The organism is Novosphingobium aromaticivorans DSM 12444 (genome assembly GCF_000013325.1).
GTDB lineage: Bacteria > Pseudomonadota > Alphaproteobacteria > Sphingomonadales > Sphingomonadaceae > Novosphingobium > Novosphingobium aromaticivorans.
The window spans coordinates 2,334,370-2,346,584 of sequence record NC_007794.1; the positions used below are offsets into that span (position 1 = coordinate 2,334,370).

Sequence of the window (12,215 nt, forward strand, 5' to 3'; positions counted from 1 at the left end):
GAGAACATCGCTAGGCCCCCCTCCGAACCGAACGTGCACCTTTCAGCGCATTCGGCTCTCCACGACTGCGTGCTGTCCGCCGTTGGCGGTCGGTCGGCTGTCCGGCATGGACATCGTTGTGGCAGCGGGAGCACAAGACCATGCGTTTACGCTGACGGGCGGCCGCCATATGGCGACTGAACCCGGCATGCTGCAATTCGCCGATCCTGCGGACGTGATGAACCTCACAAGGTTGGTCATTGCTACCGCAACGCTCGCATTCGCGGGCGTTGAGCCGCTCGACCAGCTCTGTCCTGCTGAACACGAACTTTGCTGAGGAAGGGATATCGATCCCGCCCCAGGTGCGCGTGTGTCGCTGGAGGTCCTTCAACTGCCACAGTTTTATTGTCCGGGTGGTGTCTCCCACCTCGTAGCTGATATAGAAGTCCGTACCGCGACGCAGTTTGGCGAAGACTCTGCGAGCCGATGTCCTGTGCTTTCCGGCGATGGTTTTCACGCATGAGAGCAAGGCGAAGTAACCTGCCTTGTTCAGCTTGCGTTTCACGTCGTCAGCAATGGCATAATAGTTCGCAAAGCCGCGCCATTCGGCGTTATAGGCTAGGACGATTTCCACATCGCTTGCGAAGCGCAAGGCCGCCCTCCCAACAGGTCTGAAGCTGTCGTAGTCGCCCCATTCCTTTGAGTTGACGAACCGCACGACGCGGTCCCTTGGCACCAGAAGTTTCATCCGGTCGGCCAAGCCTCGCCGCACTGCCGGACGACCATCGAAGATCGCCTTGTGCGGATTGGGATTGGTCATGGTCCGGACTTCGTATCCGAGGAACCGTGCCCCATCCGAAGCCTTGTGGATTCCGCTTTTCTCGGCGGACACGGCCAACTTCAGGTGATCGGACAGGTAGGTCCTGACCTCCTCCATGATTTGTCGTGCTTCCGATTTGCTACCAGTGACGCCGATGATGAAGTCGTCGGCGTATCGGCAGTAGCGCAGTCTCCTGTAGTTCGGATCAAAGGCGTCGCTGGCCGGAACGGCAAGCCGTTCCGCCTTGAGCCGACCGATCTCTTCCAAGAAGGAAGTGACTCTGGGATCGTCGCCGCGCCCTTTGGCGCGAAGTTGATCCACTGTGCGGCGGACATAGGACAGGCGGTTCCTGATGCGCCGGGCATCAGGGGATGGTGATCGCTGCTTCCCTTTGTCGAAGCCAGCCATCTTGGCCTGCATGAACATATCCAGTTCATGCAGGTAGATGTTCGCCAGCATCGGGGAGACGACCCCGCCTTGGGGCGTTCCGCTGTAGGTCTTGTGAAAGACCCAGTCTTCGACATACCCGGCCTTGAGTAGACCCCGGATGAGCCGCACGAAGCGACGATCCGCAATCCGTTTTTCGAGCAGGGATACGAGGACATCATGATCGATGTTGTCGAAGAACCCGACAACATCGACGTCGATCAGCCATTTCACCCCGGTCCAGATGGCGCGGATCGATTCCAACGCCGTGTGGCATGAACGTTTCGGGCGGAACCCATGAGAGTGTCTGGAAAACAGCGGCTCATAGATTTGCTCGAGGATCGTCCGCACCACTTCCTGGACCAACTTGTCTTCCGTGGTCGGCACGCCAAGTGGCCGTTTCTGGCCATTGGCTTTCGGGATATACACCCGTCTTGCCGGTTGAGGTCGATAGGTCCCGTTCGCAAGCCGTTCGATGATGGACCTGACCTTGTCGGGCGAGAAGCCGTCGAATGTCTGACCATCAACTCCGGGCGTCATCGCCCCTTTATTCGGGGCGATCCGCTGGTAGGCATGCTCCCAGAGGAGCGGGCTTTTCAGCAGGCGATAGAGGCCATTGACCTTCCGACCCGACCTGATGACGGTCGGGAGTGATCTGACGGCCCTCTCAATGGTATCTGGCAGCATTAGCACACCTCCTTTTGAGGTCGTCTGATCGCAGTCGCTGCCGCCCTTCCCCCGGTCGGTTAGGCTTTCGCCCGGGTCACCCCGAGCTTATACTGCCGACCGTCCGCCGATTGCTCGGCGGCTGTCCCGGCCATTACACCGGGCATTTGAGTAATATGGCGGCTCCGTGCCCATACAGGTCGCTGGTCTTCCCAGCGCCTGCTTCAGGGCATCCCGTAATTACGGAAATTGGAGATACGACGTGGTTAGGTGCCCCGTTCGTTCACTTACCCCTCCCTATAGAGGGTGCGTCAGAGAGGCTGGCGCGCTCGCGGAAGTCCCGCTCGCTGTGGAGGAACTCAACGCCCTTTCCTCCGTCTCTCCGATATGCCGCGTCAACCATTCTGCGACATCGCCACGTTATCAGCCGCTGCAAACTGGGGTTCAGGCAGTATAGCTTTCACCATACACGTCTTGCCCTGATCCCTCGCGCCTCAAATGGCTTTGGCGTTTCGGGACCTTTTCTGAACATGCTATTGTTCCCCGTCCCTTTCGGGATCGCAGCCATTTCTGGCCGAGGTTAGTCCAGTGGGCATGATCTATAGCCAGCAAGATCAACTATCCATGATAGCACTCCTTAATTTCCGCCGTTACGGCGCACCGTTGAAGACCGGATAGGCCTTGAGCACCCTGCGGGCTTCGTCAGTCTTTTCGCCGGTATCGGGGGCTTCCACCTCTTTGGTGTAGCTCTTGTAGAAGATCGCGATGGTCGACTTCTCGCCCTTGCGGACTTGGGCTCCGAGCGATTTTGCCTGGTTGTAGGTCATCCAAAATGGCGAGGCGTAGCCGCACATGTCGGCGACCATCCAGAGCCAGAAGACATTCATGCCGCGGTACGGGATCCCGCAGGCCCGCAAGGGCCGGGAGACCGGGACACCGCGCCACGGCTTGATCCACGGCTTCGTGCCCGCTTCCAGACGGGCGATGATTTCCTGGGTGATACGGGTGGCGGGCGACAGGCCGCCGCCCTGCTCCTTGCGATAGGCCATGATGGTTCTCCTGATTGCGGCATCTGGACAATCGGCGACGGGTTCGCCGGTCAGTGCCACAGGGTCCCGAGCCCCCTCTGCTCTTCTCCCAAAAAGGAAGCGGCCCTACGGCGTGAGCCGAAGGACCGCTTCTCGAGGTGCGAGTGGCCGAGCCTGTCAGGAGGAGGTCAGGCGGCCAGCTCGTGGGGGGTATGAGTTTCGCCGTCGACACCAGGCTCAGCGTCGCTTGCGTCGATCTCGGCTTCGCCAGCCTCCGGGGCAGCGGAGGCAAACCGCATGACCTCAGGCACCCAGGCCAGGGCCTTTTCGCGGACCTCGACCTCGGTGATGTAGGTGCCGGCGAAGACGCGCTCGGCGCTCATCGCGAGATCACCTTTTTTGACCGAGGCAAAGCGCGAGGAGAGCTCGATGCCGCCGACATCGGTCAGCGCGTCGAGGATCACCTGCTTCGATACCCGGTCGAAGTAGTTGGCTGCTGTCGGTCGCCACCACTGCGCCATGTCGATACCGATCAGGCTGCCGAGATGGTCCTGGAACGGCAGCTGACGCTCTCCCGCCATGTTGAGGCTTGCCTCGAGCGAACGGGCGACGACATAGCCCAGCCAGGCCGCGCGGCTGTCATCGGGCAGCGCACGGAAGAGATCGAAGCGGGACGTCGCTTCGGAACCGGCACGCCAGCTTTCGTCGAGGCCGGATCTGAACTCAGCAAGCGCGCTGCTCGCCGGCGCATCCTTGGCTTCGAAGCCGATGATCGGGCCTGCCGGAACTGGCGCGCGTAGCGTGGTCGAAGGGCGCGCCCACCAATCGTGGGTATCGGCATCGGCGAGGGTGGAGATCATGATGTCGAGCGCCAGCCCGGGATCGGATGCAACGTGAAGTGCCAGAACATCGCGGCGCTGCATCGCAAGTTCGTCAACCAGACGTTTCGACAAGGTGGTCCGACGCCTGTCCGAACCTTCTTCGCCTGCAACGACTTCGATCCCGTCATCGGGTTCTGCGGGTTCAGCCTGACGCTCGCCATAGAACACCGGCTGGAGAACCGGCGTGCCATCGCGCGATAGCACCAGGATCATACCTGCTTCGGCCTTGAGGTCAGCTGCGATGACGGGCGGGCGAGCTCGGATTTCCTGGCATTCGCGTTCTATCGCCTCGATCGCCGCTTCGGCGGCTGCCACCGCCTCCTCGGCACTGTCCTCATCCTCGAGGATCGCCGCATGCTCGTCATAGGAGGCATCGAGTTCGTCGAGCCTCGCCAATTCTGCGTCGGTCAATGGCGCCTGTTCGGCAGGAAGCCGGACCAGCCCTTCGACCAGATCGTGGCTGGCATAGGGATCGAGCGTCGGCTTGACCCAGGCAAGACCCTGCTCGGCGGCGAGAGCTTTGGCCTGCTCTTCCATCTTCGCGGCGGCAAGGCTTTCGAGCAGCGCAAAATCGACCCAGGATTCGCTGTCGTCGTTGTCGAACAGTTCACGCTCGATCCGGCCGCCCGCGGCAATGTAGGCATCGCGGCCAACGAGACGGGCGCGCGGATCGCTGCCCCGGACAGTGCCCGAGAGGACCATGCGCCGGATGCTGTCAGGATTGGGTGCGTAGTAGGCCGAGGAAACCTGCTCGAAGACACGGGCCTGGATGTCCTGGTCCGAGGTCGCGCCGAAGGCCTTGGCGATATCGAGGGTGATTTCCCCGGATGCCAGTGCCTCAAACACCACAGGCGCAAGGTTCGCGAGACGCAGCCGGCCATCAACGAAGCGAATGGTCAGACCGAAGCGGCGAGCAACGTCCTCGACGGTCGCACCGCCTGCCACGAGCGCCGCAAAGGCCTGGGCTTCGTCGGCCGGGTTCATGGCGAGGCGGTGGAAGTTTTCCGCGAGGCTGGTCTCGACGGCCGCTTCAGCGCTGTCCGCGAGCACGAGGCACGTGACTTCGTGATCACGCGCGAGGATCTTTTCATCCGTGAGCGCCAGCATTACGCGGCGGCGGCGCTCGCCGGCTTCGACCTCGAATTTGCCCTTCGCGGCAGGCCGGACAATGAGATTCTGCAGCAGCCCATGGGCAGCGATGCTGGCCTTAAGTTCAGCATCTGCTGCCGGGTCAGTGTGACGGCGGACATTGCGGGGAGACTGGACGAGCTTGTTCAGCGGGATCGACTTGATCATCGGACACACTCCTGATTGTGAGCCTTGTGCATCGACCATCGACGCCCAAATGGCTCAATCAGGGCAAAGCCCACTCCACTCTCATGCGGTCGTAGCAGATCCGCCTAGTGGCGCTCCTCCTCAGCGTCCTCCCACCGTTTCCTTTCTCGATCGTCATCTTCATCTCGCATGGATCCAACCGATGCGAAGGGACTTGCTCGACCAAGCCCCACCTTGACTTTGGAACGAATAGAGAACATTATTGAGCGGCTGTTGAGGACGCTTCGTCTCGTGTCGCGGCACCTGGAGCAGCGCGCGGACGTTTCACTTGCCTTAGCACGTCCTTGGCTTCACATCTGTCAAGCCGAGGCTGGCACCGAGGGGAAGGACAAGCCTGGATGGGACACATATATTCAACCGACGCAAGGGCCGCATAAGCATGCGTCTCGCCCTAAACGATTCAGGGCCAGCGCTGGCGCCAATCTCGCCGCGCCGAGAGCTCGGCGCCTATGAGGCCCTGTGGCTCGAAAAGGGGGCGACCTTCAAAACCCTGGCCGATCGCTTTGCGCTCGATGCCGAAGCGCTTCCGTCCGACTTCGTGCCCGCCCAGCTTGCCGAGCAGTGCGCGGCCGAGGTGATGGCAAAGCTCAAGAAGGCCGGTGTCCATCAGTTTGGCGTCCGCATCCATCATGCCGGTGACTATCCCGCAAAGCTGCGCGACGCGCGCCACCCAGTCGAGCTTCTCTATTATCGCGGCGCCTGGGAGATCACCGAAACCCGGTGCGTGGCCGTCGTCGGAAGCCGCGAGGCCTCGCCCGACGGTATCCGTCGCGCCGAGCGGCTTGCGCGCGAACTCGTCGATCGCGATTTCACGGTCGTCTCTGGCCTTGCCAAGGGCGTCGATTCGGCTGCCCATCGCGGCGCGATCGCGCGCGGTGGACGCACCATTTCCGTGATCGGGACGCCGCTTGGATCCTGCTACCCCAAGGAGAATGCCGATCTGCAAGAGGAGATCGCCCGCGATCATCTGCTGATCTCGCAGGTGCCGGTTCTTCGCTACGCCAAGCAAGCACCCCAGCATAACCGCCTTTTCTTCCCCGAGCGCAATGTCACGATGAGCGCTCTCACCGAGGGCACGATCATCGTCGAGGCTGGCGATACGTCGGGCACGCTGACCCAGGCGCGCGCCGCGCTCCATCAGGGCCGCAAGCTCTTCATTCTCGACAATTGCTTTCAGCGGACGGACATCACGTGGCCAGCCCGCTTCGAAGCCGAAGGTGCAGTGCGCGTGAAGACGCCCGACGACATCTGGAGCGCCCTTGGTTGACGGTGTCCGGCTCTCGCAGATCGATGAGACGAGCCGCGGGGATCATTATCACCTGACGGCCGAGGATCGGTGCTACTATCTCTACGAATATACCTCGCACCGCGACTATTCCTTCAGCGCCACCAACCAGCTGATCAGCAATCTCAAGAAGAAGCCCAGCCAAGCCGACCAGCCACATTATTGGTACAAGGGCCAAGCGATCGGCACGTGCGGCCGCGCGCTCGGCGCCGCGCTTAACCCGGCGTGGCTCGGCAGTGCTACCCTCGTGCCCGTGCCCGGGTCGAAGGCAACAGATCACCCGGAATATGATGATCGCATGGAGCGCATCTGCCGGCTGATGCGCCAGCCTGCGCCCGACGTGCGCGCGCTCGTCCGTCAGGCTGCCTCGACCACCGCGTCGCACGAAGCAGGACAAGGTGACCGCGTCACCGTCGAAGACCTGCTCGATCTCTACTCGATCGACGAAACCATTGCCGCCCCGGCACCGCAGGCAATCGGTATCGTCGACGATGTCTTGACAGCCGGAACCCATTACCGGGCCATGCACACCGTGCTTGCGGCCCGATTCCCGAATGTTCCGATCATCGGCCTCTTCGTCGCGCGGCGGGTCTTTCCCGAGGATCCACTTGCCTTTGGAGGCCTGTGAGCATGGATCGACCAAGCCACGACGGACCGCCAGACCGTATCAGCGACGTCCATGCGGCGACCGCGCTCACTCCGCCGAGCGCGGGCACGATCGACGAGGAGCGTGCCTTTCTCGCTCTCGCGACGGTGCGGGGCATTGGTCAGAAAACCCTGTTCGCCATGGCCGACGACAAAAGATCGTTCAGCGATGCGCTCGAATATGGGCCAGAGGCGTCCAACCCTGCAGGCAGCGACGGCAAGGCCATCTCAGAGCGGCACTGGTCGCGGGTTCGCGGGCATGCGCTTGAACAGGGTGACCGCCTGGCCGAGCATCTCGAAGCGCTCGGCATCGGTCTGCTCTTTCGGGGGTCGCCCGGCTTTCCCTCCGCCTTGCTCGACCTTGAACGTCCGCCGCACTGGCTTTTCGTGCAGGGCAGCGTCGAGCGCCTTGCCGAGCCGTCCATTGCGGTCGTCGGTACCCGCAAGCCCAGCGCCGACGGCTTCTTCCTGTCACGCTATGTGGGCGCTTGTCTCGGCGAATGGGGTGTACCGACCGTCAGTGGCCTCGCGGCCGGCATCGATCAGCTGGCGCATGAACACTCGCTACGCGCTGGCGTGCCGACGATCGCGGTGCTGGGCACCGGCATGCTCGAAGACTATCCCAAGGGCTCAGGTCGACTGCGCGATCATATTCTGGCGACCGGCGGCGCGATCGTCAGCGAGTATCTACCAACAGCGTCCTACAGCGCCGAGAATTTCGTCCAGCGCAACCGGCTCCAGGCGGCGCTCGGCCGGATCCTGATCCCAGCCGAATGGAATCGCCGCAGCGGCACGGCCCATACGGTCCGCTTCGCGACCGCGCTTGGGCGGCCTATTGCCTGCCTGCGCTTGCCTGAGTGGCCGGACGAGCGCGTAGTGCTGGAGCGTGGCATGGGGCTTCCGACCGGCGAAATCTTCACCGTACCGCACGACCAGGGACGGTTCGACGCCTTCGTCCGGTCGGCGATCGGCAAGTCTTCACCCGCTCAGTTGGGCCAACTTTCGCTATTTGGGGATAGCTAGCCGTGCTCAAGGGGGCGATCTTTTCGCTGCACGATGTGCTCGTGACCAAGGGCACGATCAACGCGCCGCTGTTTGAGGAAACGCTGCGGCTGCTGCGCTATCTCAAGGCGCGGGGTGTCGAACCGGTTTTCATTGGCAACCATGACTGGACGGTCACCAGTCCCGGCCAGTCGAAGCCGTTCCGGACCCTGCTCGAAGAGCGGCTCGGTCCGATCAGCTATTATATCGGCGGCCAAAACGGGATGCCTTATAAGCCACGCGCCGATTCCACCGCGCATATCCTCTCCGACAAGGGCTGGCAGCGGAATGAGGTCCTTTATGTCGGCAACACAACCGACGATATGAAGACCGCTGCCAATGGCGGCCTGATGTTTGTGAACGTCATGTGGCACGGAGTGGCGAGCCCCTACGGCTTTCAATTCGACTCTCCACGCGACGTCGCGCGCTTCGTCGATTGCCTCTGTCTGGGCCTCGACGGCTGGTTCTGGGCGCTCGAACAGAGCGATCTGCGGGTCTATGCGCTCGCGCCTTTCACAACGCTCTCGCCGCGCTACGCACAAGCGCATGCCTATTCTGAAAACGCCAAGGCGACCTCGAAACACGGTGCCGGTGATGCGAATTTCTGGGGCCGTCTGCTCGCGGCGCGCATCTATTTTTCAGGTCTCGCTGACGAGATCGACTATATCACCGCCTATCCCGGGCACGCGCCTACTTCCAACGCGACGGTGATCAGTGAGGCGCTTAACATCCTGGGGCAGTCACTGCGCAAGAGCTATCTGCCCGACCTCATTCTCCGTCACACCAAAGCGGTGAAATCGCAGACCGCGCGGGCCTCAGGGGGAAGCGTGGGCCTCGACAATCAGCTCAACACGATCCGGCTCAACCCGGCACCCGTCCGCGGCGTGGGCGGCAAACCCTATAAGTCGCCGCCCGCGCGCGGCGGCAAGCGTGTCCTCGTTATCGATGATATCTGCACCGAGGGTAACAGCTTCGAGGGTGCGCGGGCCTATCTGAGGGCCGCAGGAGCGCAAACGGTCTGCGTGAGCTGGCTCAAGACGATCAATAAGGACTATCGCGCCGTGTCACCAGCCTTCGGCCCGTTCAATCCCTACATCGCGCAAACCTTCCCGACACCGATCGCGACCACAACGCACTGGTATTCGAGCGCGATCAGCTCGCATGCTGCGCCGACTGACCTCGCCGACGTCTATAATCGCTACTTCAGCTGGGCTTGGCCCGCCGATATATGAAGCAGGCGTTTTCACTGGAAAACGATCAGAAACGCCTTTGCCCTCTCGGTCCCTTCCCTCTGAACGTCACTCGGCTAACGTAAGTTGTCACCCTCACGCTTTTTGCTGTGATCGATGACGCGGAGTGCCATGATTGACGCTCTATGACGGTTTTGTCGTGGATGTGCCGGAAACACAGGTGCGCTCCCAATGTCGGCTATTGCTGCTTGGGCGCTCTGGAGCGGGCAGACAGCAAAGTCGGCGATCGCTGTCTATTTCCTCAGCGCAAAGCGATCAACCGTGTCCTCGACCTCATCGTCTTCCCAGCCGTCGGGCAACACGCCGTGGTCCTCAAAGATAAGCAACGAGATTGTCATTTCGTAATGGTCAGCAAAAATTGCGACTTCGCGCACCGGCCGGTTCCACCAGACGCCCGGCGGCAGGTCCTGCCCCTCGGGCGGGGGAGATGAGCCACCGCTTCCTGCGGCGAGAGACCCTCGCGGCAATTCCATGCCGGATGGGAAAAAGATGCGAGCGCGGCCCGCTGCTGCACTCCGGCGGCCCCACAACACGAAGCCGTTGGTGGCGACCACAACGGCGGCGCACAGACCGGTGCTTTCCAGCCACTTTAACGCAGCGGCCGTCAGCGATACATCATAGCGATCAGCGCAGTGCTTCAAGAGGTCCAGAGTCATGCGCTGTTTACCTACTTGGGCTCGGAAATCGGTGAGCGGCATCAACAGATAGGATGCGAACTTATCTGCCTCCCGCTCCTGCTGCCGCGATCCGCCCAGCACGTCGCTCTCACCACACTCGAATCCAGCGGGCGATTGCTGGCGGTGACACAGGTAATGTCCCCATTCGTGCCCGAGGGTGTAATTAATCCGCCCTGCCGAGCGGATGCCCGGATTATACAGGATGGCCCACCCGCCACGCTTTTTGAGCGGAGCAAGCGCGCCCTCGAAGCTCGGCACCGGCGCTTCAATGATGTCCAGGACGGGATCGCTGAAACGCTTGGAGTATTCGAGCGCGATTTGCCGCACATCTACCGGGAACCGCGGCCCCCACATCGTCACGAGGGTATTGGCCCACGCGCTTGGGGTAGTGGGATCACTCCTCATCGTCCAGCACGTCCAGAATCCGCTTGAGCTTCGCCTTCACATCGGGATCGGCTTTCTGAAATCGATGAAAGAATGCTGTGTCTTCCACATCCTCGGTCGGCTTGACCTGCGAGGCGTCAATCAGGAACGCGGACGTGACACCTAAAGCGTTCGCAATCCTCTCAAGTTTCTCGGCAGATGGGCGGGCAACGTCCTTATTTTCGATCTCCCACATATAGCTCTTTGAGCTGTCGGTCGCTTGCGCAAGCTGTTCAAGCGTGAGCCCGCGTTCCCGACGAAGTTCATTAATCTTGGTGCCGAGCAGGGATGGCATCTGTCCTCCGGTGCTGTTAGGGAAGTTCGGCGATAACCTGACTCCTTATGCTTGACAAGCGAACTCGTAGTCACCATACACCTCGTATGGCAGTAGCGAACTCACCTGCCACGAGCACAAGGAGCCTTAATTATGGCAAAAGGTAAAAGTGGCGGTGGGCACTACCGCAGCGCAATCAGTGGACGCTACGTGACCTCGGCACACGGGAAACGCAGCCCGAGCACCACGGTCCACGAAGCGAGCGGCAAGAGCGGAAGCACCGGCGGTGCGTATCGCAGTGCGATCTCCGGGCGCTTTGTAACCTCCGCGCACGGCAAGCGGAGCCCGAACACCACTACCCACGAGAAATAAGCATTCAGTGCCGCCCGCTCACCCGGGCGGCGCTTCCTTTTCAGGAGACAATGCGAAATGGCCTTCCGTACATTTCGGTGGAAGAGGAACTACCGCAAGGTTCCCCCGCACGTTCTGAACGCGCTCGAAGAAGTTGAGGGCGATCTTATTGTGATTGCGGCCACGAAGAGGATTGCTCGCGCAGACATCGAACGGGGCGAGTACGCCCACATCGGATTGCGGGCAGCGGACGGCGCCATAATCATCGACGGGCCGGTAATGCCTCCCGCAGATGCCGGTAAATGGTCGGAGCGTAATGCCCACGGGTGGGATCGGAAGCGAACCGACTGGCCGATGGTCACGAAAACCTATGTATTCGAGACGCCGAATTTTGGGGACGCAGGCACATACGGCACCCACATGCATACATGGGATCGTGAGGTCTATCAGCATCAGGTGTTCGAACCGCAGGGGATGCTGATCCAACCGGAGGTGCTGCAAGACGGGGGCGGTGATTACGTCGCCATCAAATTCACCCTGACCCCTTACCTGGAGCGGGCTGAAAGCGAGTTCGATCTGATGCTACTGTGGTCCATAAATGCTCTTCAGGAGAACACGGGTGTAACGGGGGTTTTCGCGGCCGACGCCACGCGGGACGACTACATCGCCACCATTACCCTCGACTGGCAAATCTTCCCGCCGGGCACGATAGACGAGGTGATCGAGCGGCTGGCGCAACAACCAGTGGACCCGCGCAACGCACCGGACTTCGACAAGCATGTCCGCGACCGTGTGCGTCTTTTCGAGCGGCTGAACCCCACCGCATATATTCGCGGGCAAGGCGGCTTCGGCTCCTATTTCGGAGCTCAGTTCGCCGACGACCTGGTGGTGTTCGAGAACCTCAAATACGGAAATGCAGTTTACGTCCTCTACGAGGATTGGCCTATCATTTCGCAGCGCTCCCGCCTCGAACTGCTTCGCGACCGCGATGCCCACTTCGATCGGATCATCCACTCCGACGATTGGAGGGACCGCCTCCTGGCATTGATCCAGAAGGGGCTGGACGAGCGAGGGCTTGGGCGTCGTGGACGAAGGTTGTTCCGCTGATAAGAGGTGGCTCCTTCGGTCTGTGAG

Annotated in this window: 9 protein-coding genes and 1 pseudogene; 5 read left to right on the top strand and 5 right to left on the bottom strand. The window is 61.4% G+C overall.

Annotation, left to right across the window (positions count from 1 at the left end):
• Window positions 1–10: 10 nt before the first annotated feature.
• From SARO_RS11045 to SARO_RS11055, 3 genes and pseudogenes are all read right to left on the bottom strand, one after another.
• The gene (locus SARO_RS11045) at window positions 11–1,912 is read right to left on the bottom strand and encodes a reverse transcriptase domain-containing protein (RefSeq protein ID WP_010890906.1); all 1,902 of its coding nucleotides are present in this window, start codon (window positions 1,910–1,912) and stop codon (window positions 11–13) included.
• 641 nt (window positions 1,913–2,553) lie between these two features.
• Window positions 2,554–2,940: pseudogene (locus SARO_RS11050) on the bottom strand (ArdC-like ssDNA-binding domain-containing protein); the annotation flags it as partial.
• Between the two features lie 167 nt (window positions 2,941–3,107).
• Window positions 3,108–5,096, bottom strand: a complete 1,989-nt coding sequence (locus SARO_RS11055) for a ParB/RepB/Spo0J family partition protein (RefSeq protein WP_011445842.1) — start codon at window positions 5,094–5,096, stop codon at window positions 3,108–3,110.
• Window positions 5,097–5,514: 418 nt separating this feature from the next.
• Between SARO_RS11055 and SARO_RS11060 the strand changes: the two genes are divergently transcribed.
• The 4 genes from SARO_RS11060 to SARO_RS11075 are packed head-to-tail and all read left to right on the top strand — an operon-like array spanning window position 5,515 to window position 9,338.
• Window positions 5,515–6,402, top strand: coding sequence for a DNA-processing protein DprA (locus tag SARO_RS11060; RefSeq protein WP_011445843.1), 888 nt, complete (start codon window positions 5,515–5,517; stop codon window positions 6,400–6,402).
• A complete protein-coding gene (locus tag SARO_RS11065; protein WP_011445844.1) occupies window positions 6,395–7,048 on the top strand; it encodes a hypothetical protein in 654 nt (217 codons plus the stop codon). Before SARO_RS11060 ends, SARO_RS11065 begins: the two co-directional genes overlap by 8 nt.
• A gap of 2 nt (window positions 7,049–7,050) precedes the next feature.
• Window positions 7,051–8,088, top strand: coding sequence for a DNA-processing protein DprA (locus SARO_RS11070; RefSeq protein WP_011445845.1), 1,038 nt, complete (start codon window positions 7,051–7,053; stop codon window positions 8,086–8,088).
• Between the two features lie 2 nt (window positions 8,089–8,090).
• Window positions 8,091–9,338: a hypothetical protein gene (locus SARO_RS11075; RefSeq protein WP_011445846.1), complete on the top strand. Its 1,248-nt coding sequence runs from the start codon at window positions 8,091–8,093 to the stop codon at window positions 9,336–9,338.
• Window positions 9,339–9,589: 251 nt separating this feature from the next.
• Here SARO_RS11075 and SARO_RS11080 read toward each other — a convergent pair whose 3' ends face one another.
• Together SARO_RS11080 and SARO_RS11085 are read right to left on the bottom strand one after the other, a co-directional pair.
• A complete protein-coding gene (locus SARO_RS11080) occupies window positions 9,590–10,438 on the bottom strand; it encodes an ImmA/IrrE family metallo-endopeptidase (protein ID WP_011445847.1) in 849 nt (282 codons plus the stop codon).
• Window positions 10,428–10,751 (bottom strand): helix-turn-helix domain-containing protein, encoded by a 324-nt coding sequence (locus tag SARO_RS11085; RefSeq protein WP_011445848.1) that lies wholly within the window; start codon window positions 10,749–10,751, stop codon window positions 10,428–10,430. The genes SARO_RS11080 and SARO_RS11085 overlap by 11 nt, the downstream gene beginning before the upstream one ends.
• Window positions 10,752–11,159: 408 nt before the next feature.
• Here SARO_RS11085 and SARO_RS11090 point away from each other — a divergent pair, with 408 nt between their 5' ends.
• Window positions 11,160–12,188 carry a hypothetical protein gene (locus SARO_RS11090; RefSeq protein ID WP_011445849.1) on the top strand — a complete coding sequence of 343 codons (1,029 nt, stop codon included), beginning with the start codon at window positions 11,160–11,162 and terminating at the stop codon, window positions 12,186–12,188.
• Window positions 12,189–12,215 lie beyond the last annotated feature (27 nt).